The organism is Sinomonas soli (assembly GCF_054782415.1).
In genome coordinates this window covers 141,984-162,996 of sequence record NZ_BAAGSN010000004.1, presented here as the reverse complement: position 1 = coordinate 162,996, position 21,013 = coordinate 141,984, and the positions used below count along the sequence as shown (strand labels likewise).

Here is a 21,013-nt window from a genome sequence, read left to right as displayed (position 1 = left end):
GGTGCCGGGTCAGTTGCCCCTGTACCTGCTCAGGAAGTCTGCCATACGGGTGATGGCCTCTTCGATGTCCGCCACGGCCGGGAGCGTGACCATGCGGAAGTGGTCCGGCGCGTGCCAGTTGAAGGCCCGGCCGTGGGAGAGCAGGATCTTCTGCTCGCGCAGGAGGTCGAGGACGAACTTCTCGTCGTCGCGGATCCGGTAGACCTCGGGGTCGAGCCGCGGGAACAGGTACAGGGCGCCCCGGGCCTGCTTCGTCGAGACGCCGGGGATGGCGTTGAGCATGTCGTAGGCCTTGTTGCGCTGCTCGAGCAGCCGGCCGCCGGGCAGGATGAGGTCTTTGATGCTCTGGTAGCCCCCGAGCGCGGTCTGGATCGCGTGCTGGGCCGGGACGTTGGCGCACAGACGCATGTTGGCCAGGAGGTTGATGCCCTCGAGGTAGTCCGCGGCCTCCTTCTTCGGGCCGGAGATGGCCATCCACCCCGCCCGGTACCCGCAGACCCGGTACGCCTTCGACAGGCCCGAGAAGGTCAGGCACAGCACGTCCTCGCCCGTGAACGCGGCGAGGTTGGTGTGCGTGGTGTCCTCGTAGAGGATCTTCTCGTAGATCTCGTCGGCGAAGATGATCAGGCCGTGCTTCCCGGCCAGCTCGACGATCCGCCGCAGCGTGGCGTCCGAGTAGACGGCCCCGGTGGGGTTGTTCGGGTTGATGACCACGATGCCCTTGGTCCGCGAGGTGATCTTCGACTCGAGGTCGTCGAGGTCGGGCTCCCAGTCGAGGTCCTCGTCGCACAGGTAGTGGACGGCGCGGCCACCGGCCAGGGACACGGAGGCCGTCCACAGCGGGTAGTCGGGCATCGGGACGAGGATCTCGTCGCCCTGCTCGAGCAGCGCCATGAGCGACATCGTGATCAGCTCTGAGACGCCGTTGCCGAGGTAGATGTCGTCGACGTGGATGTTCTGGATGCCGCGGGTCTGGTAGTACTGCGAGACCGCGGTGCGGGCCGAGAAGATGCCGCGCGAGTCGCTGTAGCCCTGCGCATGCGGCAGGTGACGGATCATGTCCACAAGGATCGCGTCCGGCGCCTCGAAGCCGAACGGCGCCGGGTTGCCGATGTTCAGCTTGAGGATGCGGTGGCCCTCGGCCTCCATCTGCTGGGCAGCCTCCAGGATCGGGCCCCTGATGTCGTACAGGACGTTGTGGAGCTTGGAGGACTGCGTGAACTGGGCCATTTCCCTAATATGCCACAGGGCGTGGGCAGCACCTGTGCGATGCTGCTCACACCCTGTGGCGTGCCCCGGGAGGGGTCAGGAGGCGAGGCCCTTCTCCTTCAGCCAGGCCTTCGCGGCGTCGGCCGGGGACTGCTTCTGGTTCCCGCTGACGGCCCGGTTGAGGTTCACGAGGTCGTCGGTGGTCAGCTGCTTGGAGACGGCGTTGAGCACTGATTTCGCCTTGTCGTTGACGGTGTCAGTGCGCACGAGCGGGACCACCTGCTGCGCGATGAAGTTGTTCTTCGGGTCGTCGAGCACCACGAGTCCGTTGTCCGCGATGGACGGCGTGGTGGTGAAGATGTCGGCGACCTGGATGTCGTTGGACAGGAGCGCCTTGAGCGTGACGGGCCCTCCGCCGTCGCTCATCGGCTGGAACTGCTTCGGGACGCAGTTGTACTTGTCCTTGAGCCCGGGCAGCCCGTAGGCGCGCTTCTCGAAGGTCGCAGGCGCGCCGATCACGAGGTCGGCGCACACCTTGGCCATGTCCTCGAGGCTCTTGAGCTGGTACTTCGCGGCAGTGGCCTTGGTGACCACCATGGCGTCCTTGTCCTCGGCCTTCGCCGGGTCCAGGATCCCGAGGCCCTGCGGGAGCTTGCCCGGGAGCGCCCCCGCGATGTCGGCGGCCGAGACCTGGGTGGCCTTCGGGTCCACGTAGAGCAGGAGGTTGCCGGTGTAGTCGGGGACCACATCGATGGAGCCGTCCTGCACCGCCTTGTAGTAGACCTCGCGGGCCCCGATGTTGGGCTTGGTCGTAGCCTGCACGCCCGCGGCGTTGAGGGCACCGGCGTACAGCTCGGCGATGATCTGGCTCTCGGTGAAGTCCGCCGAGCCGATGACCAGGGCCTTGCCGGCGCCGCCGCTCGCGGGCGCGGCGCTGCCGGAGCTGAGCGGGTTGGAGGAGCCGCCGCAGGCGCTCAGGGCCAGGGTCAGCCCGAGGCCCGCTGCCGCGGCGGCCAGCGCCTTGCGGCGGGTGAGGGGGTGCTGGGTCATGGCATTCCTTCCGTAACGGCCGCGGCGGGGGCTGCTGCCTCCCTCGCGGAGGGCGTGCGTGGGACGAGGACACGCAGGAGCGTGCCCAGGACGAGGTCGGTCACGACGGCGAGGGCGGCCACGAGGACCGAGCCGCCGAGCATCTGGGGGTAGTCGGAGAGGGCGAGCCCGTCGAAGATGTACCGGCCGAGGCCGCCGAGGTTGGTGTAGGCGACGACGGTCGCCGTCGCGATCACCTGCAGGATCGCGGCGCGGGCCCCGCCGAAGATGACGGGGACGGCATTGGGCAGCTCGACCTGCAGCAGCACCTGGTACTCGCGCATCCCCTGCGCCCGCGCCGCGTCGACCACCACCGGGTCCACCGCCGCGATGCCCGAGTAGGTTCCCGCCAGCAGCGGCGGAATGGTGAGGATGACGAGGGCCCAGATCGGCGGCATGAGGCCGATCCCGGCGAGCAGCACGAACAGCACGAGCAGCCCGAGGGTGGGGATGGCGCGCAGGGCGCCCGCGGCGGCGACCACGAACACGCGTCCGCGGCCGGTGTGGCCCACGTACGCGCCGATCGGCAGGGCGATGGCCGCGGCGATGGCGAGGGTGAGCACGGTGTAGAAGACGTGCTCGCCGAGGCGGCCCGGGATGCTGGAGTACCCGCTCCAGTTCATCGGGTCGACGAGCCACGCCCACGTCTGCGCGAGGAGGTTCATGAGCGGGCCGCCTTCCGCTGCCCCGCGCTGTCCACGAGCCGCGCCCACGGCGAGAGCAGCCGCCCCGCCAGCACGAGCGCGAGGTCCATGACGAGGGCCAGGACGAGGATCGCCACGAGTCCTACGACGATCTCCGTGATGAAGCCCCGCTGGAGGCCCTCGGTGAAGAGGACCCCGAGGTTGGGCATGCCGACGAGGGCAGCGACGCTCACGAGGGAGATGTTGCTCACCGACACCGCACGCAGCCCCGCGACGAGCACGGGCAGCGAGAGCGGCAGGTCCACCCGGAAGTAGCGGGTCGCCGCGGTGTGGCCCAGGGCCTCGGCGGCAAGGCTCAGCTCGCCGTCCACCGAATCGAGGGCGTCGAGGGAGGACCGGACGAGGAGCGCCACGGCGTAGACGGTGAGGGCGACGATCACGTTCACGGGGTCGAGGATCCGCGTCCCGAGGAGCACCGGGAGGATGATGAACAGGGCGAGCGAGGGAACGGTGTAGAGGACCGAGCTGAGGGTCAGCAGCCCGGTGCGCCAGGCGCGGCGGTGGCGGACCGCCTGGGCGAGCGGGAGGCTGATGAGCAGCCCGAGGAGGAGCGGGACCAGGGCCAGGACGAGGTGCTTGCCGGTGAGGGAGAGGATCCGGCCCAGGTTGGCCACCGCCCACTCCATCAGGCGCCGCCCTCCGGGACGGCGGCGGCGCGGGCGCGCTGGGACTCGGTCCGCCGCCGGTCGGCGTGGGCGATGACCTCTGCCGCGCCGACGGTTCCGAGGAGACGCCCGGCGTCGTCCACCACGACGCCGCGGCCGGAGGGCGAGGACAGCGCCGCGTCGAGGGCGGAGCGCAGGGTGCTGCCGGCGCGGTGCAGGGAGCCGCCGCTGACCAGCGTGCCGGGGAACGCCGGCCCGGCCCAGCCCACGGGGCGGCCGTCGGCGTCGATCGCCACCGCCCACTCGTCGGACCGGCCCGAGGGGACGTCCGCGGAACGGACCGTCTCGGCGGGCTCGACCGCGAGCCCGGAGTCGTCGTAGAAGCCAAGGTGGCGGAATCCGCGGTCCCGTCCCACGAAGCCCGAGACGAACTCGTCGGCCGGCGCGCGCAGGAGCTCCTCCGGGGCGGCGACCTGGGCGAGCCGGCCCCCGACGGCGAACACGGCGATCCTGTCGCCCAGGAGCACGGCTTCGTCGATGTCGTGCGTGACGAACACGATCGTTTTGCCGAGGTCGCGCTGCAGCCGCACAAGCTCCTGCTGGAGCTCGTGCCGCACCACCGGGTCCACCGCGCTGAACGGCTCGTCCATGAGCAGCACGGGCGGGTCGGCGGCGAGGGCCCGGGCCACCCCGACGCGCTGCTGCTGGCCGCCGGAGAGCTGCGCGGGATACCGGCCGCCGAGGTCCTGCGGAAGCCCGACGACGTCGAGCAGCTCGCGCGCGCGGGAACGTGCGGCGCCCCGGGAGACCCCGTTGAGCCGCGGGACGGTCGCAATGTTGTCCGCCACCGTGCGGTGGGGCATGAGCCCGGCGGCCTGCATGACGTAGCCCATGGAGCGGCGCAGGAGCGGGGCGGGCTTCGAGGTGATGTCGCGGCCGTCCACGGTGATGGTCCCGGCGGTGGGCTCGACCATGCGGTTGACCATGCGCAGCGACGTCGTCTTCCCGCACCCGGAGGGCCCCACGAACACCGTGATCTGGCCCCGGGGCACGCTCAGGCTCAGGCGGTCGACGGCCCGCAGGCCGCCGTAGACCTTGCTCACCTCGTGGAACTCGATCATGGGATCGGACACGTACACCTCAATGGTCGCTGACAGTCGGTCTCGGCGTGCTGAGGGGAGCCTATCAGCGCAGCACGCCGCGGGACCGGGCCTTTCCGAGGTCCGCTGCGTCCGCCCCGGCGATCAGGCTCCGGGGCCGCGGTCTGTCCCGCCGGTGCCGCCGGCGAGCTCGATCGTGCCGAAGATGGGGTCCCGGTCCAGCACCCTCACGTCCGTGATGCCCTGTTCGGCGAGCGCGGCCCGGAACCCCTCCTGCAGCCGCGGCACGTTCATCCCGAGCCCGCTGCCGAGGATGACGGGGCCGTCGATCCCGAGCTGGCGGGCCACCTGGGCCGCCATCCGGGCGAGGTCGTGGGCGGCCTGGTCGACGAGGAAGCCGGCGCCTGCGTGGCCGGCGTCGGCGGCCTCCGTGACGACGCGGGACTGCTGCGCCCAGTAGCGCCTGCCGGTCTGGGGTGAGTGGAAGTGGGCGATGAGCTCGCCGGGCTGGGCGAGGTCCGTGGCTGCCAGCAGGGACTGGGTGAGCGCGTCCGGGTCGTGGCCGAGGTCCATGCGGTGGAGGCTGTAGCGGACAGCCTCGCGGCCGAGCCAGTACCCGCTGCCCTCGTCCCCGAGGAGGTAGCCCCAGCCTCCGGCGCGGGCCTCCTCGCCGTCGGCGTTCGTGCCCCAGGCCGCCGAGCCGGTCCCCGCGATCACGGCCACCCCGGTCCGGGCACCACCGGCGGCGAGCAGGAGGCGCGAGTCGTGGACGACCTCGACCCTCGCGGCGGGCGCGTGCGGGCGGATCAGGGAGGCGAGGGCCTCGGCGTCGGCGGCCGTGTCGATTCCGCCGGCGCCGGCGAAGACGAGGGCGGCGTCCGGGGCCTCGAGGCGGGCGAAGAGTTCGGCGAGGTTCGCGGCGGCCGTCTCGCGGCTCACGTTCTGGACGTTGGCACTGCCGACCTCGAGATCGGCGACGACCCTGCCGTCGACCACCTTGATGCCGCGGGTCTTGGTGCCGCCGATGTCGAGGCCGACCATGGGTCCGGGGGGCAGGCTCTGGATGCTCACCCGCACAGCCTACTGACCGCGTAGGGTGGGCGCATGGACGCGACGCTGCCGGTGGACCTGTTCGGAGGCGGCGTGGTCGCCGCGCCCATGGCGGGCGGCCCGAGCCGGCCCGATCTGGTCCGGGCGGTCGGCGCCGCCGGCGGGTTCGGGTTCCTCGCGGGCGGCTACAAGGCGCCCGCGGCGCTCGCTGCGGATCTCGACGCGATGGACGGAGCGCTCGCGTTCGGCGTCAACCTCTTCGTCCCGGCGCCCGCGGAGGCGGACCGGGACGCCGTGCTCGCCTACCGGGAGCGGCTCCTGCCCGAGGCCGCCGCCGTCGGAGCGGACGTCCCGGAGCCGCGCTGGACGGACGACGACGGGTACCCGGCCAAGCTCGAGCTCCTCCTCGGGCGGGTCCCGGCGGCAGTCTCCTTCACATTCGCGCTGCCGGGCCGCGACGCCGTGGGCGCGCTCAGGACAGCCGGAGCGTTCGTCCTCCAGACCGTCACGTGCCCCGACGAGGCGCTGGCCGCGGCCGCGCTCGGCGTGGACGCCCTCGTCGTCCAGCACCCGGATGCGGGCGGCCATTCGGGATCCTTCCTCGGCCTGCCGCCGTTCACGGGCACGCTCCCCGAGCTCGTGGCCGCCGTGCGCTCCGCCCTCTCCGCGGCGGGGGCCCGTCTGCCGGTCGTCGCCGCGGGCGGGATCGGCACGCCGGACTCCGCCGCGGCCGCCCGGGACGCCGGGGCCGCCGCCGTCCAGCTCGGGACCGCTTTCCTGCGCACGCCGGAGGCGGGGACCAACCCCGTGCACCGGGCCGCCCTCACGGACCCCGGATCGGGGCGCACGGCCCCCACGCGCGCCTTCTCCGGCAAGTGGGCCCGCGGACTCGAGAACGGCTTCATGCGCAGGTTCCCCGACGCGCCCGCGGCCTACCCGGTGCTCCACCACCTCACGGCGCCGATGAAGGCCGCCTCGGTGCGGGCCGGCAGCCCCGAGCGCACGAGCCTGTGGGCGGGGACCGGCTGGCGCGGGGCGCGGGACGAGGGCGCCGCCGCCGTGGTGGCGCGCTTCACCCGCTGACCGGTCGGGCCCACCTCCCGAGCGGGCCCTGCCCACAGCCGGAACGGGGCCATAGGCTGGGGCCATGGCTACGGCACCGTTCATCACGCTTCCGTCCGGACACTCCATCCCGCAGATCGGCCTCGGCACGTGGCCCCTCGACGACGCCCAGGCCGCCGACGTCGTGGCGGCCGCCCTCGAGCTCGGCTACCGGCACGTCGACACGGCGGAGAACTACGGCAACGAGGCCGGCGTCGGCGAGGGCATCCGCCGCTCCGGGCTCGACCGGGGGGACGTGTTCATCACCACGAAGTTCAACCGCGCCTGGCACAGCGCCGACGGCGTCCGCACGGCCTGGGAGAACGCGGCCCGCAAGCTGGGCGTCGAGTACCTGGACCTGTTCCTCATCCACTGGCCCAATCCGGACCAGGACACCTACGTGCAGGCGTGGGAGGGGCTGATCAGGCTGCGGGCGGAGGGCAAGGTCCGCTCGATCGGGGCGTCCAACTTCTTCCCCTCGCACCTGCAGCGGCTCATCGATGCGACTGGGGTCGCGCCGGACGTCGACCAGCTCCAGGTCAGCCCGTACTGGGTCAAGCACGAGGCGCGCGCCTTCAACCTCGGCCACGGCACCGTCACCGAGGCCTACACGCCGATCGGGCGCGGGCAGGAGCTGCTCGCCGAGGAGGCCGTCCTCTCCGCCGCCAGGGCGCACGGCGTCACCCCGGCCCAGGCGGTGCTGCGCTGGCACACCCAGCAGGGGCTCGTGGCGATCCCGAAGTCGGCCCACCCCGACCGGCTCGCGGCGAACCTCGACGTGTTCGGCTTCGACCTCACGCACGAGGAGCTCGCGGCGCTGGACGCGCTGGACGGACGGGGCCCCGAGGCCGCGGATCCGGAGACCTTCGGCCACTGAGCGCCCCGCGCACCCTTGCCCCCCGGGCCGGGGCCGGGGAGGGCCCTACCGGCCGAACGCGTCGGCGAGCAGGTCGGCGTCGAGCGCCAGCACATGGTCGCGGAAGAGGCGCACCTGCGGAGGCTCGCCGACGATCCGCGGCCACACGAGGCCGATCTCGCGGAACGCCCCCTCGTCCTCGAGGGCGAGCTCGGCCCAGCCGAGCGCCTCGCCGTGGCGCGTCGAGCCGTACACGGCGCCGTGCCCCGCGCTCGAGGGCGGCACGAGAGCCACCCCGAGGCCCGCCGAGACGAGCCCGAGCAGCGTGCGCGAGTCCTGGCCCGAGAACGCGATGTCCGGCCGGAAGCCGGCGTCCCTGCCGAGCCGGTCGAGGATGCTGCGCATCCCGAAGCCCCGCTCGAGCGCCACGAACGGCTCGTCCGCAACCTCGGCCAGCCGCACGGACTCCCTCCCTGCGAGCCGGTGCCCGGCCGGGACCGCCAGCCGCACGCGCTGGACGTAGAGGGTGGCGCTGTCGAGGTCCCGGGTCGGCTCGGGCCGCGGGGAGACGATGGCGAGGTCCGCCCGGCCGTCCGCGAGGGTGTCCAGGCAGTGCTGGCGCGAGCCCTGGATGAGCTCGAACCGGACGTCGGGGTGGTCGGCCCGGAACCCGCTGACGAACACCGGCACGGCGGACTCGCCGAAGGTCATCTGGAAGCTGAGCCGCACGAGCCCGCGGGCCTGGTGGGCGCGCTCGTGGAGCGCATCGAGTCCGCGCTGGAGCTCCTCGAGGGCTGTGCGGACGGCGGGCAGGAGCTGTTCGGCCGCCGCGGTGAGCCGGATGCCGCGGCCCTCCTTCCGCACGAGCTCGGCACCCACGACGCCGGCCGCGCGGGCGAGCGCACGGCTCACCGTCGGCTGGGGCACCCCCAGGAGCTCCGCGGCGGCGGTGACGTGCCGGGTCTGGCCGACCGCGTCGAGGACGGGGAGGAGGGGCAGGAGCCTCGCGAGCTCGCCGTGGAGGGGGGCCGGCGGCCTGGCCGGGGTCATCGGGCACCACCTATGCATTGTCGGCATGTGTTTCATCGACGAGTGTATTGGACGCATGCATTGACGGGTTCCTAGGGTGGAGGCCATGAGCGCAGGCCCTGGGACAGCACCAGCAGCGGCCCGTTGGCAGGGCCATCCGAAGGGCAGCCGGGGGTACCGGCGGCTCATCCTGGCCCTCGCGTTCGCCGGAGTGGCGACCTTCGCCCAGCTCTACTCGCCCCAGGCGCTCCTCCCCCGCCTCGCCGCCGAGCTCGGCATCGACCCGGCCCGGGCGGCCCTCACGGTCTCGCTCGCGACGCTGGGCCTGGCGGTCGCGGTCCTGCCGTGGTCCTTCGTCGCCGACAGGATCGGCCGCGTCGGGGCCATGCGGTGGGGCATCCTCGCCGCGACGGTGCTCGGGCTCGCCGGGCCGCTCGCCCCGAGCTTCGAGGCCCTCCTCGCCCTCCGCTTCCTCGAGGGCGTCGCCCTCGGCTCCGTCCCCGCGATCGCGATCGCCTACCTGAGCGAAGAGGTCAGCAGGGCCCACGCCGCGGTGGCAGCGGGCACGTACATCGCCGGCACCACCGTGGGCGGCCTCGCCGGGCGCCTCGTCGCCGGCCCGCTCGCGGACCTCATCGGGTGGCGGCTGGGCATCATCGCGGTCTCGGTCCTGGGGGCGGGGGCGGCGGTGGCGTTCATCGTCCTCGCCCCGCGGTCCCGGGGCTTCTCCCCCGCACCGCGGACGCCGGGCGGGATCGGCGCCGCCGCGGCCGCGGTGGTCCGCAAGCTTGCCGCGCAGCTGCGCAGCGTGCGCCTGCTCATGCTCTACGCGCAGGCGTTCGTGCTCATGGGCTCCTTCGTGGCGGTGTACAACTACTTGGGCTTCCGCCTCGAGGCGGCGCCGTTCTGGCTGCCGGCGAGCCTGGCGAGCCTCGTGTTCGTCGCCTACCTCTCGGGGACCTTCAGCTCGGGCTTCGCCGCCCGCCTCAGCGAGCGCTACGGGCGCCGCACCGTCCTCGTGGTGAGCACCGTGGCCATGGCGGCGGGCGCCGTCGTGCTGGCCGCGGAATGGCTGCCGGCAGTCCTCGCCGGCCTGCTCGTGTTCACGGCGGGATTCTTCGCCGCCCACGGGATCGCCTCGGGCTGGACCGGGGCCCTCGCCCCGGCTGGCCGGGCCCAGGCCGCCTCCCTGTACAACCTCGGCTACTACGGCGGCTCGAGCCTGCTGGGTTGGGCCGGCGGGCTCGTCTTCCACGCCGGGGGCTGGGCCGCGCTCGTGCTGGGTGTCGCCGGGGTGGCGCTAGCGACGGCGCTCGCCTCCTGGGCGGTGCACCCCTCCGAGCGATGAGCTCCGCTCGCATATCATGGGCAGGCCGCAACCGAGGAGGAAACCCGTGACCACGCCGAGCCCCGCCCGCCCGCAGCCCGCGGCCGGCCACCACCCTCCGGGCGGCGAGCCCATCGACGAGGTGGACCGCAGAATCCTGGCGGCACTGGTCGAGGACGCCCGGATCACGAACAAGCAGCTCGCCGAGATCGTCGGGATCGCTCCCTCGACCGCCCTCATGCGCACCCGCTCGCTCTCCGAGCGGGGCATCATCACCGGGTACGAGGCCAAGGTGGACCTCTCGGCGGTGGGACGCAGCGTGCAGGCACTCATCTCGGTGCGCCTGCGCGCCCACGACCGCGACCAGATCGACGCCTTCACCTCCCGGGTGCCCCAGCTTCCCGGGGTGCTGGCGACGTTCCACACCTCCGGCGCCGTCGACTACCTGCTGCACATCGCCGTCGGCAGCACCGAGGAACTGCGCGACTGGGTGCTGGACCACCTGACGACCGATCCGGTGGTGGGGCACACCGAGACGACGCTCGTGTTCGAGCAGATCCCAGGCCGGGGGCCGCTGCCGGACTGAGTCCTCCGGGCCCGCTGGCTCTAGCGCAGCCAGTGGTGGAGGCCGAGCGGCTCGGCGAAGCGGGCGTCGGCGCGCCGGTCCTCCGCCTGGGCCAGGCGCTCGACGTCGATCCCGCGCCCCCGGGGCCGCTCGGCCCAGGCGACGAGGGCCTCGCCGAGCCGCAGCGCGAGCTCCTCGGCGGCGGTGCGGTGGGCGGTGCGGGCGGCCGGACGGCCGATGGCGGCGGTGCTCATGGCTTCTCCTGAGGGGGGTGCGGGGCCGCGGCGGCGGGCCTGCCGACGGCCAGGGGGAAGGCGTTGATGTGGATCTGGACGGGGCGGAGGCCCTCGGCATCTCCCTGTCCGCGGTACGGCGCGAGGAGCTCCTCGGCGTAGGCCTCGAGCCGGGCCGAGACATCGGCGAGCTGCGCGGCCGTGAGCCGGACGTTGGTGGTGCTGACCATGGCCGAGTCCGACCAGTCGGAGGGTTCCTCGAGCCAGCCGCGCTCCATGAAGTCCGCGAGGGCGGCCGCCCGGTGGTGCTCGAACTCGCGGCTCACCAGATGCGCGGCCTCGCTGGTCGCGGGGTTGTCGGCGAGTTCGCGCGTGACGATCTGGAGGCTGCCCTTCGGGCGGTCCCACCACCGCTCGCGGGCGGAGCCCCGGCCCTCGACCTCGCGCAGGAAGTCATGCCTGGCGAGCTGGCGGAGGTGGTAGCTCGTGGCGCCGGTGGACTCCCCGAGGATCTCCGCGAGGGTCCCGGAGGTCTGCGGACCGAGCCGCGAGATGGTGTCGAGGATCTGCACCCTCAGCGGGTGGGCGAGGGCCTTGAGCGAGGCGACGTCGACGGTGCGCTTGGGCTCCGGTGCGTCGCGTCCTGGGGTTGTCTCCACCCTTGAAGGATAGGTTCGCAAAGAATTCTTTGCAAGTAGTTCTTTGCAGCGATTTGTTTGCAGAAGGTTCTCTGCCAGCGACTCGTGGGCTCCCGGATCAGCGCCGGCGGGCCCCCAGCACCAGGGCGGCCGCGGCGAGCGCGGCCGCGGCTCCGGCGCACGCGCCGAGGAACCCGACCGCCGCGGCAGTCAGGCCCACCGCCCCGACGGCCGCACCGAGGCCCACCACCGGGACGGCGCTCCCGAGATAGGTCACGACATAGAGCAGGCTCACCGTGCGGGCGTGCGCTGCGGCCGGCACGGACGCGGCCACCGCGTCGAACCCCGCCCGGAACGCGGTCCCCTGCCCCAGCCCCGCGGCAGCGCTGGCCGCGATGAGGACCGCAGGGTTCTCCGCGGCGGTGCCCCAGGCCAGGGCCGCGAGGGAGGCGGCGAGCACGGCGAGGCCCCGGGCACCGTCGGTCCGCCCACGACGCCGTCCGGCCGGCGCGAGGACTTGGCTCACCGCGGAGGAGGCGAGGGACAGCCCGGCGAGCGCCCCGAGCAGCGGCGGTGACCCTAGCCCGAGGGCGCGGGCAAAGACGCCCGGGGAGAGGGCGAGCTGGTAGCCGAAGACGGCGAAGCTGAGAAAGCCCGTGGCCGCCGCGACCCAGAACGAGGCCCGCGCCGGCGGAGCCGGGACGGCGCCGCGGAGGCTGCGCGGGGCCAGCACCCGTCCCTGCCGGGCGCCCGCGGGGAGCTGCGGGGCGGGCCTGGCCCGCACGAGCACGAGCGGCACGAGCAGCACCCCGAGCGCGGCCGTGTGGAGGAGGAACGGGACCGCCGGGCCGCCTGGGCCGAGGGCCAGGGCGCCGCCGAGGAGCGGCCCCACCGCCACGCCGCCGGAGGAGGCGAGCAGCGTGAACCGCGAGGCCCACTCGGGCCGGTGCGGGAGGAGCTCGCGCAGCGCAGCCGCGCAGGCCCCCGTGGCCAGGCCCACGGCCATGCCCTGGAGCGCCCGGCCGGCGCAGAGCTGGAGGAGCGATCCCGCGCACGCGAACACGGCGCTGCCGGCCATCCCGACCAGGACGGCCAGGACCATGGCGGCGCGGCGGCCTACATGGTCGGACCAGTGGCCGGCGCTGACGAGGACCCCGACGAGGGCCAGGACATAGCTCGCGAACGCCACCGCGGTGCCCAGACTCCCGTAGCCGAGTCGCTGCTGCAGGCCCGCGTACAGCGGGGTGGCGAGGTTCGCGCCGATCAGGAGCAGGAAGAGGACGGAGCCGGACAGCACGAGCCGCACGGTGCGCGTGGCATCCCAGCCGGTCCGGGCCGCGGGCGCGCGCATGCGCAGCTCGGCAATCAGGGTCATGCCCTCAGAGTCGGGCAGAATGGCCGTGAAGATCATCTGGAGCCCCTCGCATTGACCTCCGTGATCAAAAGATGTTCTGGCACTGACCTTGGAGTGATCAATGAGCGCACTGGACGCCACCGACCTGCGGCTCGTGCTGGCCCTCGTCGAGGAGCCGCGGGCCCAGATCGCCGAGCTCGCCGCGCGCGTCGGGGTGGCCCGGAACACCGTGCAGAGCCGGCTGCGCCGGCTCGAGCGCGCCGAGGTGCTGCGCAGCAGCGGCCGGGACGTGGACCTCGAGGCGCTGGGCTATGACGTGGTCGCCTTCATCACGCTCGAGGTGGTGCACCGCGAGCTCGACTCGGTGGTGGCGGGGCTGCGGCGCATCCCCACCGTCCTCGAGGCCTACGAGATCTCGGGCCGCGGCGACATCTGGTGCCGCCTCGTCGCCGGGGACACCCATGAGCTCCAGGCTTCCCTGAGGCAGGTGCTGCGCATCAAGGGGGTCATCCGCTCGGAGACCGTCCTCGCGCTCCACGCCCACATCGGCTACCGCGCCGACTCGCTCCTGCGCCGCGCCGCGGAGGCCGCGGCAGCACCGGCGTCGGACGCCGGGCCGCCGATAATGGGCCAGTGACGATCATCGACAACGCCGTCTACGTTGACGGCCGCAGGGCAGCCCACCCCGAGTCGCTCGAGCAGACCTTCGAGACGCTCGAGGCGACCGGCGGCAGCATGGCGTGGATCGGCCTCTACCGCCCCTCCCCCGAGGAGATGGCCGAGGTCGCCCACGAGTTCCACCTGCACGACCTGGCCGTCGAGGACGCGATCAACGCCCACCAGCGGCCCAAGATGGAGCGCTACGACGAGATGCTGTTCACAGTGCTGCGCCCTGCGCGGTACATCGATGCGACAGAGACGGTCGAGTTCGGCGAGCTGCACGTCTTCACCGGCCCGAACTACGTCGTCACGGTCCGGCACGCCGAGACCGCCGGCGTGGGACTGGTCAGGAAGCGCCTCGAGGCGGACCCGGGCCTCCTGCGCCACGGGCCCGAGGCGGTGCTGTACGCCCTGCTCGACCGGGTCGTGGACGACTACAAGCCGGTCGTCGCCGGGCTCGAGAACGACATCGACGAGATCGAGGACCAGCTCTTCGCCAACGACCCCGGCGTCTCGCGCCGCATCTACGAGCTCACCCGCGAGGTCATCCAGTTCCAGCGCGCGGTCCACCCCCTCAAGCGCATGGTGGAGGGCCTGGAGGGAGGCTTCGGGAAGTACAGGGTCGAGATCGAGCTCCAGCGCAGCCTGCGGGACGTGCATGACCACCTCGAGCAGATCGTCTCCCGCGCCGACGCGTTCCGCGACCTCCTGCAGAACGCGCTGGTACTCGACGGCACCCTCACGGCCAACCGGCAGAACGAGACCAGCCTGGCCCAGAACGAGCAGGTCAAGCGGATCTCCTCGTGGGCGGCCATCTTCTTCGCCCCGGCCCTGGTCACCGGCATCTACGGCATGAACTTCAAGACGATGCCCGAGCTCGAGTGGGACCTCGGGTACCCGTACGCGCTCGTGCTCATGGTCGTGGCCGGCTTCGCCCTGTGGCTGGTGTTCAAGTGGAAGCAGTGGCTCTGAGCCGTGCCCGGCCCGGGGGCAGCTAGGCTGGCGGCATGACCGCCCAGCAGCCCGTCACCGTCACTGTCACCGGAGCCGCGGGCCAGATCGGCTATGCGCTCCTCTTCCGGATCGCGAGCGGCTCCATGCTCGGTACGGACACGTCGGTGCGGATCAAGCTCCTCGAGGTCCCCGCCGCGGTCCGCGCCGCGGAGGGCACGGCCCTCGAGCTCGCCGACTGCGCGTTCGGTCCCCTCGTCTCGGTCGACGTCACGGACAGCCCGGCGGAGGCGTTCGACGGCGCGGACGTCGCCCTGCTCGTGGGGTCCCGTCCGCGGACGGCGGGCATGGAGCGCTCGGACCTCCTCGAGGCCAACGCCGGCATCTTCGGGCCCCAGGGCAGGGCCATCAACGACCACGCGGCCAGCGGCGTGCGCGTCCTCGTCGTCGGCAACCCGGCCAACACCAATGCGCTGATCGCGGCGACGAACGCCCCGGACGTGCCGCGCGAGCGCTTCACCGCCATGACCAGGCTCGACCACAACCGTGCCGTGGCGCAGCTCGCGGCCAAGCTCGGCTGCCGGACCCCGGACGTGGACGGAGTGGTCATCTGGGGCAACCACTCCGCCACCCAGTACCCGGACGTCACCCACGCGACGGCCGGCGGCCAGCCCGTGCCCTCGCTCGTGGACCAGGCCTGGCTCGAGACCGAGTTCATCCCGCGTGTGGCCCGGCGCGGGGCCGAGATCATCGAGGCGCGGGGGGCGTCCTCCGCCGCGTCCGCGGCGAGCGCGGCGATCGACCACGTGCGGGACTGGGTGCACGGGACACCCGGGCGGTGGACCTCCTCCGGTGTGGTCTCAGACGGCTCCTACGGGGTGCCGGAGGGGCTCGTGAGCTCGTTCCCCGTGCGCAGCGAAGGCGGCCGGTTCTCGATCGTGCAGGGCCTCGACATCCCGGAGTTCTCCCGCACCCGCATCGACGCGTCCGTCGCCGAACTCGAGGCGGAGCGGGAGGCCGTGCGCGGGCTGGGCCTGCTCGGCTGACTCCCCGGGCCTTCGTACCCTTCCCCGGCCCGTCGGGGCGTTCCTAGCATGATGGCATCGCCTTCCATCCGGCAAAAGGAACGTCTCCGATGACCATCCAGCAGCCTCCCTACGCGGCCGGCGGTGCAGTCCCCCCGCTCGAACTCCCCTACTACGGCGCTCCCCCGATCGAGGCGGTCAAGCGCGTCTTCCAGAAGTACGCGGTCTTCACCGGCCGCGCGAGCCGCAGCGAGTACTGGTGGTGGGCGCTCGCCTCGGCGATCGCGTCCGGGATCCTCAACTCGATCGGCCCCACCGTCATCAACGGCCAGTCCACTGGCACCAGCCCCCTCGGCGGGCTGTGGTTCTTCGCCACGGTGGTGCCCGGCCTCGCGGTGGCGGCGCGTCGGCTCCACGACGCGAACCTCAGCGCGTGGTTCCTCCTGCTCGTCCTGATCCCCGTGCTCGGCTGGATTGCGCTGATCGTGATGCTTGTGCAGCGTGAGAACCCCCAGGGCCAGCGCTTCGACAGGTATCCCGGCACCGGCTATCTCCAGCGCCGCTCCGGCGCACAGCAGCCGCCGTACGCATCCCAGCAGCAGCCCCAGTACCCCCCGCAGCAGCAGCCCTACGGGTCCCAGCAGCCGCCGTACGGGTCCCAGCAGGAGCCCCAGTACCCGGACCAGCAGCCGCCCTACCCGCCGGCACCCGGCAGCGGCCCGGACCCCGCCCCCGGGACCAGCCCCGGCCCTGGCCCTGGCGATGGGCGGCCCTAGCCGGGGCTCGCCCTAGCCGGAGCTCGAATCGGGGCAGCCCCGACCACGGCCGCCCCGAACACAGACAGGGTCCCAGCCTGAATGGCTGGGACCCTGAAAGTTCCCCCTGACGAGGGACAACGTGGAGCCTAGGGGATTTGAACCCCTGACCTCTTCGATGCGAACGAAGCGCTCTACCAACTGAGCTAAGACCCCTCGGTGCGGGAACTACGTTACTGGTGCGGCCGCCAAAATCCAAATCGGAACTGGCCTCGGAGCGGTCGCCTGCCGGCCCTCGGAGACGCTAGGCGCGGCGCCGCTGGAGGACCTCGTCGAGGTTCCCCAGGGCTCCGCCGCGGGCAGCCGCCTTGGCCGTGCCGAGGGCGGGCACGTCCGGCGCCGAACCGGGTTCGGGCGCCTCTGCAGCGGGCTTGAGGGGGCGCCCCTCGGGGGTGGGCGCGGCGGCCGTCGGGATCGGCTCGGGATCGGGCCGCTCGGCCTTCGCCGCGTCGAGGTAGGCGGGCCTGGGGACCTCCGTGGGGGCCCACTCGGGGTCCTGCTCGCCGCTGGCCCGTGCCGCCGCCTCCGCGCTGGCCTGGGAGGCCTTGGCGACTTCGAGGGCGATGGACCTCAGTTCTTCCTTGCTCACGGTGCGCGGGGCGGGCGCCGGCTCTCGGCCAGCGTCGAACACCTCGCTCTGCGTCCGCGCCGGCGGTCCGGGCTGGGGAGCGGGGGTGGCCATGGCGGCGCTGAAGGCCGTGGTCAGCCGCCGCTTCCGGTCGCGCACGGCGAGGGAGCGGAGCACCGCCACGGAGCCCACTGCCGTGGCCAGGCAGGCGAGCGGGACCCAGGCGGGGACGCCCACGATCATGAGGACGAGGGTGACGACGGCGGCCACGAGGGCGCCGAGCCCCATCAGGGCAACAGCGAGCCGGCCCCACCGGATGCGCAGCCGCGGCGTCCCGGGCACGCGGGCCGCCGGAGCGGGTGTGCCGCCCCCCGCCGAGGAGGACATGGCGGGTGCTGCATCGCGCCGACCGGGCTCCAGGGACTCCATGAGCAGGGCGGCCTCGCCGGCTGGCTGCTCGGCACGCCGACGCAGGAAGTAAGGGGCAACCCACAGCAGCCACACGATCACGGCGGCGCCGAGCACCGTCGAGCTGCTGAGGGCGAGATCCATACTCAGAACCGTAGGAGGATCGCCGGGGCGCCGCCCGTATTAGCGCCGGTGTGTCGCGAGAACCTCGGCGGAAGGAGGGACTGCCGGCAGCGGCGCGGCGCGGCGTCGTCCGTTGCCTCAGCGGCGGGAGGCGAGCCAGCGGCCCAGCAGGCCTCCCTCGGGGACTTCCTCGGCGGTGAGGGCGAAGGACTCATGGTCCGCCCACGCCCCGTTGATGTGCAGGTAGCGGGGGCGGAGGCCCTCGTGCCGGAAGCCGAGCTTCTCGACGACCCGCAGGCTCGGGGCGTTCTCCGGGCGGATGTTGATCTCCATCCGGTGCAGGCCCATCTCGCGGAAGCAGTGGTCCGTCACGAGGGCGACCGCCGTCGGCGCGATCCCCCGGCCCGCGTACTCGCGGTCCACCCAGTAGCCGAGCGTGGCCATGAGCGCCGAGCCCCACACGATGGAGGACACCGTGAGCTGTCCGACGATCGGGGCCTTGCGGGCGCGGGGGTCATCGAGGGTGATGACGAACGGGAGCGACGACCCCTCCCGGGCCTGCCGGGTGAGGGAGCGGACCATGTCCCGGAAGGTGGGCAGGGAGCCGCCGGGCTGGGGGTTGGAGGCCTCCCACGGGGCGAGCCAGGCCCGATTGCGGGATCGCACGGCCATCCACTCCGCGCGGTCCCCCATCCGCAGCGGCCGGAGAGCCAGGTCCCCGGCGCGCAGCGTGACGGGCCAGAGGCCCGATGCCGACATGCTCCGCGTCAGCCGCGGGCCGACGCCGCGTCCGCGCCCTCGGCCACGAAGTCCGCGAGCCACGAGCGCAGGTCGGCGCCGAACTCGTCGCGGTCGCACGCGAGGGTCACGACGGCCTTGAGGTAGGAGAGCTTGTCCCCGGTGTCGTAGCGGCGGCCCCGGAAGACCACGCCGTACACCCCGCCGCCCTCGCCCTCGCGCCGGGCGAGGGTCTGCAGGGCGTCGGTGAGCTGGATCTCGTCGCCGCGTCCCGGCTCGGTGCTGCGCAGCACGTCGAAGACGGCAGGGTGGAGCACGTAGCGGCCGATGATCGCGAGGTTCGACGGGGCGTCCTCGGGGGCCGGCTTCTCGACGAGCCCGTGGACCTGCACGTAGCTCTCGCCCTCGACCTTGGTGACGTCGGCGCAGCCGTAGGAGGAGATCGTCTCGCGCGGGACCTCCATGAGCGCCACGACCGAGCCGCCGGTGGCCTGCTGCACCCGGATCATCTCGCCGAGGAGCTCGTCCCGCTCGTCAATGAGGTCGTCGCCGAGGAGCACGGCGAAGGGCTCGTTGCCCACGTGGCGCTCGGCGCACAGGACGGCGTGCCCGAGTCCCTTCGGGTCGCCCTGGCGGACGTAGTGGATGTCACCGAGGTTGTTGGACTCCTGGATGGCGGCGAGCTTCTTGCGGTCACCCTTGGCCTCGAGCGCGGACTCGAGCGAGGGGACGCGGTCGAAGTGGTCCTCGAGCGCGCGCTTGTTGCGGCCCGTGATCATCAGGATGTCCTCGAGGCCCACCGACACCGCTTCCTCGACCACGTACTGGATCGCGGGCTTGTCGACGACGGGGAGCATCTCCTTGGGCATGGCCTTGGTCACCGGCAGGAACCGAGTCCCGAGACCGGCGACAGGGATGACGGCTTTCCTGACAGCTCTGGAGGTAGACACGAGGCACACTCTATACGAGTACGGGACATGCACGGATAGAGTCACGCCATGGAGACCGCCGAGCTCAAGTCCTCCCTGCGCGCCCGAATCTGGTCGGCGCGCCGCGCCCTCGCACCCGCCGACGTGGCGGCCGCCGCGCCCCTCATTGCCGCGCACGGTCTGGCGTGGGCGCGCCGGACCCTGCCTGCCGGGTCCGTGGTGACCGCCTATCTGGGTGTGGGGATGGAGCCCCCCACGGCGGACCTCCTCGAGAGCCTGCACGCCGACGGGTTCCGGGTCATGCTCCCGATCTGCCTGCCCGCGAGGCAGCTCGGCTGGGTCGAGTGGCGCCCGGGGATCGAGTTCGCGCGGAGCCGCTATGCCCCGGTGCAGGAGCCGGTGGGCACCGTGGCGGCCGCCGACGAGGTCCTCGCCGGCGGCCCCGCCCGTTCCCCGGTCTCGGGGATCCTCCTCCCGGCCACGGCCCTGGACACCGACGGCCGCCGCCTCGGCCAGGGCGGCGGGTACTACGACCGCTTCCTCGCCCTCGCGGCGGCGCTCGGGGCGCGCCTTCCCACCGCGGCCGTGGTGTACGACGGCGAGGTGCTCGCCTCGGGCGCCGTCCCGGCGGATGCGCTGGACCGCCGCGTGGACGCCGCCGTCACCCCCGGCGGGATCATCGGCCTTGGCGGCGCGGGGGCCCGAACGGAATAGCCGCGCGCGCGGGCCTGTTAGCATTAGCACTCGAGGCCCGTGACTGCCAACCGGACCGACGCTCCCGGACTGGGGACGCCGCGCCGGGCGGTGCCGCGGCCTCTGCCCTGTTCAGAAGGAGTTCCTGTGCCTACCTACGCCTACGCCTGCAAAGACTGCGACCACGCCTTTGAGACGGTCCAGTCGTTCAGCGACGCCTCGCTCACGGTCTGCCCCGAGTGCGGCGGCACGCTGCGCAAGAAGTTCAACACCGTGGGCGTCGTCTTCAAGGGCTCTGGCTTCTACCGCACGGATTCGCGTGGGGGCAGCTCCAGCAGCACCCCGGCCGCCTCCCCGGCCAAGGAGTCCGGGTCGAAGGACGCCAAGCCGGCCACTGCGGCCGCTGCCAACTGACCTTCTTCCCCTCCACAGGCGGCGCAGTCGGCGTGCCGTGCACATAGGCGACCTCGCCTGACGCAGGGGCGGCACCGCCGCCCTAGCGTGGCGGCATGACCCGCAGCCCCGCGCCGAAGCGCCCGCCCGCCTCAGCCCGTCCCTGGGCATCCGTTCCGCGCAGCCCGCTTCGACGCTTCCTCGACCGGCGTCGCCGCACTCTGGCGGCGGCGCTGTTGTGCGTGGCCGCCGGCGCCGCCGTGCACGAGCTGACGCCGCCCACGGCCGCCATGGCGCCCGTGGCCGTCGCCGCGCGGGACCTCGCCGGCGGGGCCACCCTCTCCGGAGGCGAGCTGCGCGTGGCCCGGGTTCCGGCCGACGCGGTGCCGCAGGGCGCCTCCTCGGATCCCTCGCGGCTCGTGGGGCAGCGGCTTGCGGGCCCGGTGCGCAGCGGGGAGGCCGTCACGGACGCAGGCCTCGTCGGTCCGGGGCTCCTCGCGGGGACCGCCGCGGATACCGCAGCAGTCCCGGTCCGGGTCGCGGACCCGCCCTCGCTCCAGCTCCTGCGCCCGGGCCAGCTCGTCGACGTGATGCTGAGCACCGACGCCGGCGGCGGGGCGGGCGCGGGCACCGTCCTCGCGGCCCGGGTGCCCGTCCTGTGGGCCGGAGCCCCGGGCGGCGCCGGTGCTGCCGGGCCGTGGTTGGGATCCCAGGACGCCGAGGGCCTCCTCGTGGTCGCGGCCCGGCCGGATCAGGCGGCCAAGGTTGCCGGCGCGTCCGCGCGCGGGAAGGTGTTCTTCACGCTCGTCGACGCCGGGCCCCGCTGATGCGGGCCGCCCCGACCGTCCGC

24 protein-coding genes and 1 tRNA gene are annotated in these 21,013 nt (G+C 73.2%); 11 read left to right on the top strand and 14 right to left on the bottom strand.

The window, feature by feature from the left end:
* Positions 1 to 9: 9 nt before the first annotated feature.
* From ACYVKZ_RS04105 to ACYVKZ_RS04080, 6 genes are all read right to left on the bottom strand, one after another.
* Positions 10 to 1,230: a pyridoxal phosphate-dependent aminotransferase gene (locus ACYVKZ_RS04105; RefSeq protein WP_460990751.1), complete on the bottom strand. Its 1,221-nt coding sequence runs from the start codon at positions 1,228 to 1,230 to the stop codon at positions 10 to 12.
* Positions 1,231 to 1,305: 75 nt separating this feature from the next.
* Positions 1,306 to 2,259, bottom strand: a complete 954-nt coding sequence (locus ACYVKZ_RS04100; protein WP_460990750.1) for an ABC transporter substrate-binding protein — start codon at positions 2,257 to 2,259, stop codon at positions 1,306 to 1,308.
* Positions 2,256 to 2,963, bottom strand: coding sequence for an ABC transporter permease (locus ACYVKZ_RS04095; RefSeq protein ID WP_460990749.1), 708 nt, complete (start codon positions 2,961 to 2,963; stop codon positions 2,256 to 2,258). Before ACYVKZ_RS04095 ends, ACYVKZ_RS04100 begins: the two co-directional genes overlap by 4 nt.
* Positions 2,960 to 3,628, bottom strand: coding sequence for an ABC transporter permease (locus tag ACYVKZ_RS04090; protein ID WP_460990748.1), 669 nt, complete (start codon positions 3,626 to 3,628; stop codon positions 2,960 to 2,962). Before ACYVKZ_RS04090 ends, ACYVKZ_RS04095 begins: the two co-directional genes overlap by 4 nt.
* Positions 3,628 to 4,740 (bottom strand): ABC transporter ATP-binding protein, encoded by a 1,113-nt coding sequence (locus tag ACYVKZ_RS04085; RefSeq protein WP_460990747.1) that lies wholly within the window; start codon positions 4,738 to 4,740, stop codon positions 3,628 to 3,630. The genes ACYVKZ_RS04090 and ACYVKZ_RS04085 overlap by 1 nt, the downstream gene beginning before the upstream one ends.
* 111 nt (positions 4,741 to 4,851) lie before the next feature.
* Positions 4,852 to 5,748 carry an N-acetylglucosamine kinase gene (locus tag ACYVKZ_RS04080; RefSeq protein ID WP_460990965.1) on the bottom strand — a complete coding sequence of 299 codons (897 nt, stop codon included), beginning with the start codon at positions 5,746 to 5,748 and terminating at the stop codon, positions 4,852 to 4,854.
* A 63-nt stretch (positions 5,749 to 5,811) separates the two neighbouring features.
* Between ACYVKZ_RS04080 and ACYVKZ_RS04075 the strand changes: the two genes are divergently transcribed.
* Together ACYVKZ_RS04075 and ACYVKZ_RS04070 are read left to right on the top strand one after the other, a co-directional pair.
* Entirely contained in the window at positions 5,812 to 6,840 is a 1,029-nt protein-coding gene (locus ACYVKZ_RS04075) for a nitronate monooxygenase (protein WP_460990745.1), read from the top strand.
* Positions 6,841 to 6,904: 64 nt separating this feature from the next.
* Positions 6,905 to 7,735 (top strand): aldo/keto reductase, encoded by an 831-nt coding sequence (locus ACYVKZ_RS04070; protein ID WP_460990743.1) that lies wholly within the window; start codon positions 6,905 to 6,907, stop codon positions 7,733 to 7,735.
* Positions 7,736 to 7,780: 45 nt separating this feature from the next.
* Here ACYVKZ_RS04070 and ACYVKZ_RS04065 read toward each other — a convergent pair whose 3' ends face one another.
* Positions 7,781 to 8,764 carry a LysR substrate-binding domain-containing protein gene (locus ACYVKZ_RS04065; protein WP_460990742.1) on the bottom strand — a complete coding sequence of 328 codons (984 nt, stop codon included), beginning with the start codon at positions 8,762 to 8,764 and terminating at the stop codon, positions 7,781 to 7,783.
* Positions 8,765 to 8,849: 85 nt separating this feature from the next.
* On the opposite strand from ACYVKZ_RS04065, the gene ACYVKZ_RS04060 reads away from it, so the two are divergent.
* Positions 8,850 to 10,091 carry an MFS transporter gene (locus ACYVKZ_RS04060; RefSeq protein ID WP_460990741.1) on the top strand — a complete coding sequence of 414 codons (1,242 nt, stop codon included), beginning with the start codon at positions 8,850 to 8,852 and terminating at the stop codon, positions 10,089 to 10,091.
* A gap of 46 nt (positions 10,092 to 10,137) precedes the next feature.
* Positions 10,138 to 10,656, top strand: a complete 519-nt coding sequence (locus ACYVKZ_RS04055) for an Lrp/AsnC family transcriptional regulator (RefSeq protein ID WP_460990740.1) — start codon at positions 10,138 to 10,140, stop codon at positions 10,654 to 10,656.
* A gap of 20 nt (positions 10,657 to 10,676) precedes the next feature.
* Here the strand turns inward: ACYVKZ_RS04055 and ACYVKZ_RS04050 are convergent, their stop codons facing one another.
* The 3 genes from ACYVKZ_RS04050 to ACYVKZ_RS04040 form a co-directional block, all read right to left on the bottom strand.
* The gene (locus tag ACYVKZ_RS04050; protein WP_307004138.1) at positions 10,677 to 10,889 is read right to left on the bottom strand and encodes a hypothetical protein; all 213 of its coding nucleotides are present in this window, start codon (positions 10,887 to 10,889) and stop codon (positions 10,677 to 10,679) included.
* Complete coding sequence (locus ACYVKZ_RS04045; RefSeq protein ID WP_460990739.1) at positions 10,886 to 11,527, bottom strand: ArsR/SmtB family transcription factor; 642 nt, start codon at positions 11,525 to 11,527, stop codon at positions 10,886 to 10,888. The genes ACYVKZ_RS04050 and ACYVKZ_RS04045 overlap by 4 nt, the downstream gene beginning before the upstream one ends.
* 97 nt (positions 11,528 to 11,624) lie before the next feature.
* Positions 11,625 to 12,881: an MFS transporter gene (locus tag ACYVKZ_RS04040; RefSeq protein ID WP_460990738.1), complete on the bottom strand. Its 1,257-nt coding sequence runs from the start codon at positions 12,879 to 12,881 to the stop codon at positions 11,625 to 11,627.
* A 100-nt stretch (positions 12,882 to 12,981) separates the two neighbouring features.
* On the opposite strand from ACYVKZ_RS04040, the gene ACYVKZ_RS04035 reads away from it, so the two are divergent.
* The 4 genes from ACYVKZ_RS04035 (at position 12,982) to ACYVKZ_RS04020 (ending at position 16,272) form a co-directional block, all read left to right on the top strand.
* On the top strand, positions 12,982 to 13,497 hold the full coding sequence (locus ACYVKZ_RS04035) for an Lrp/AsnC family transcriptional regulator (RefSeq protein ID WP_460990737.1): 516 nt from the start codon (positions 12,982 to 12,984) through the stop codon (positions 13,495 to 13,497).
* Entirely contained in the window at positions 13,494 to 14,492 is a 999-nt protein-coding gene (locus ACYVKZ_RS04030; protein ID WP_307004145.1) for a magnesium and cobalt transport protein CorA, read from the top strand. Before ACYVKZ_RS04035 ends, ACYVKZ_RS04030 begins: the two co-directional genes overlap by 4 nt.
* A 35-nt stretch (positions 14,493 to 14,527) precedes the next feature.
* Positions 14,528 to 15,517, top strand: coding sequence for a malate dehydrogenase (locus ACYVKZ_RS04025; protein WP_460990736.1), 990 nt, complete (start codon positions 14,528 to 14,530; stop codon positions 15,515 to 15,517).
* Between the two features lie 89 nt (positions 15,518 to 15,606).
* On the top strand, positions 15,607 to 16,272 hold the full coding sequence (locus tag ACYVKZ_RS04020; protein ID WP_460990734.1) for a DUF805 domain-containing protein: 666 nt from the start codon (positions 15,607 to 15,609) through the stop codon (positions 16,270 to 16,272).
* A gap of 122 nt (positions 16,273 to 16,394) precedes the next feature.
* Here the strand turns inward: ACYVKZ_RS04020 and ACYVKZ_RS04015 are convergent.
* The 4 genes from ACYVKZ_RS04015 to galU all read right to left on the bottom strand — a co-directional run bounded on the left by ACYVKZ_RS04015 (position 16,395) and on the right by galU (position 19,098).
* A tRNA-Ala gene (locus ACYVKZ_RS04015) sits at positions 16,395 to 16,467 on the bottom strand.
* An 88-nt stretch (positions 16,468 to 16,555) separates the two neighbouring features.
* The gene (locus tag ACYVKZ_RS04010) at positions 16,556 to 17,431 is read right to left on the bottom strand and encodes a hypothetical protein (protein WP_460990733.1); all 876 of its coding nucleotides are present in this window, start codon (positions 17,429 to 17,431) and stop codon (positions 16,556 to 16,558) included.
* Between the two features lie 117 nt (positions 17,432 to 17,548).
* Positions 17,549 to 18,169, bottom strand: coding sequence for a GNAT family N-acetyltransferase (locus ACYVKZ_RS04005; protein ID WP_460990732.1), 621 nt, complete (start codon positions 18,167 to 18,169; stop codon positions 17,549 to 17,551).
* Positions 18,170 to 18,177: 8 nt separating this feature from the next.
* Positions 18,178 to 19,098, bottom strand: coding sequence for a UTP--glucose-1-phosphate uridylyltransferase GalU (gene galU / locus ACYVKZ_RS04000; RefSeq protein ID WP_460990731.1), 921 nt, complete (start codon positions 19,096 to 19,098; stop codon positions 18,178 to 18,180).
* 48 nt (positions 19,099 to 19,146) lie between these two features.
* Here galU and ACYVKZ_RS03995 point away from each other — a divergent pair, with 48 nt between their 5' ends.
* From ACYVKZ_RS03995 to ACYVKZ_RS03985, 3 genes are all read left to right on the top strand, one after another.
* Entirely contained in the window at positions 19,147 to 19,791 is a 645-nt protein-coding gene (locus ACYVKZ_RS03995) for a 5-formyltetrahydrofolate cyclo-ligase (RefSeq protein WP_460990730.1), read from the top strand.
* Positions 19,792 to 19,917: 126 nt separating this feature from the next.
* Positions 19,918 to 20,184 (top strand): FmdB family zinc ribbon protein, encoded by a 267-nt coding sequence (locus ACYVKZ_RS03990; RefSeq protein WP_460990728.1) that lies wholly within the window; start codon positions 19,918 to 19,920, stop codon positions 20,182 to 20,184.
* A gap of 95 nt (positions 20,185 to 20,279) precedes the next feature.
* Positions 20,280 to 20,990 carry an RcpC/CpaB family pilus assembly protein gene (locus ACYVKZ_RS03985; protein ID WP_460990727.1) on the top strand — a complete coding sequence of 237 codons (711 nt, stop codon included), beginning with the start codon at positions 20,280 to 20,282 and terminating at the stop codon, positions 20,988 to 20,990.
* Positions 20,991 to 21,013 lie beyond the last annotated feature (23 nt).

Bases quoted from the DNA above. Each gene is read 5' to 3' on its own strand.
- ACYVKZ_RS04105 (WP_460990751.1), bottom strand. From the start codon at position 1,230: ATGGCCCAGTTCACGCAGTCCTCCAAGCTCCACAACGTCCTGTACGAC.
- ACYVKZ_RS04100 (WP_460990750.1), bottom strand. From the start codon at position 2,259: ATGACCCAGCACCCCCTCACCCGCCGCAAGGCGCTGGCCGCCGCGGCA.
- ACYVKZ_RS04095 (WP_460990749.1), bottom strand. From the start codon at position 2,963: ATGAACCTCCTCGCGCAGACGTGGGCGTGGCTCGTCGACCCGATGAAC.
- ACYVKZ_RS04090 (WP_460990748.1), bottom strand. From the start codon at position 3,628: ATGGAGTGGGCGGTGGCCAACCTGGGCCGGATCCTCTCCCTCACCGGC.
- ACYVKZ_RS04080 (WP_460990965.1), bottom strand. From the start codon at position 5,748: ATGGTCGGCCTCGACATCGGCGGCACCAAGACCCGCGGCATCAAGGTG.
- ACYVKZ_RS04075 (WP_460990745.1), top strand. From the start codon at position 5,812: ATGGACGCGACGCTGCCGGTGGACCTGTTCGGAGGCGGCGTGGTCGCC.
- ACYVKZ_RS04070 (WP_460990743.1), top strand. From the start codon at position 6,905: ATGGCTACGGCACCGTTCATCACGCTTCCGTCCGGACACTCCATCCCG.
- ACYVKZ_RS04065 (WP_460990742.1), bottom strand. From the start codon at position 8,764: ATGACCCCGGCCAGGCCGCCGGCCCCCCTCCACGGCGAGCTCGCGAGG.
- ACYVKZ_RS04060 (WP_460990741.1), top strand. From the start codon at position 8,850: ATGAGCGCAGGCCCTGGGACAGCACCAGCAGCGGCCCGTTGGCAGGGC.
- ACYVKZ_RS04050 (WP_307004138.1), bottom strand. From the start codon at position 10,889: ATGAGCACCGCCGCCATCGGCCGTCCGGCCGCCCGCACCGCCCACCGC.
- ACYVKZ_RS04040 (WP_460990738.1), bottom strand. From the start codon at position 12,881: ATGACCCTGATTGCCGAGCTGCGCATGCGCGCGCCCGCGGCCCGGACC.
- ACYVKZ_RS04035 (WP_460990737.1), top strand. From the start codon at position 12,982: ATGAGCGCACTGGACGCCACCGACCTGCGGCTCGTGCTGGCCCTCGTC.
- ACYVKZ_RS04025 (WP_460990736.1), top strand. From the start codon at position 14,528: ATGACCGCCCAGCAGCCCGTCACCGTCACTGTCACCGGAGCCGCGGGC.
- ACYVKZ_RS04020 (WP_460990734.1), top strand. From the start codon at position 15,607: ATGACCATCCAGCAGCCTCCCTACGCGGCCGGCGGTGCAGTCCCCCCG.
- ACYVKZ_RS04010 (WP_460990733.1), bottom strand. From the start codon at position 17,431: ATGGATCTCGCCCTCAGCAGCTCGACGGTGCTCGGCGCCGCCGTGATC.
- ACYVKZ_RS04005 (WP_460990732.1), bottom strand. From the start codon at position 18,169: ATGTCGGCATCGGGCCTCTGGCCCGTCACGCTGCGCGCCGGGGACCTG.
- ACYVKZ_RS03995 (WP_460990730.1), top strand. From the start codon at position 19,147: ATGGAGACCGCCGAGCTCAAGTCCTCCCTGCGCGCCCGAATCTGGTCG.
- ACYVKZ_RS03985 (WP_460990727.1), top strand. From the start codon at position 20,280: ATGACCCGCAGCCCCGCGCCGAAGCGCCCGCCCGCCTCAGCCCGTCCC.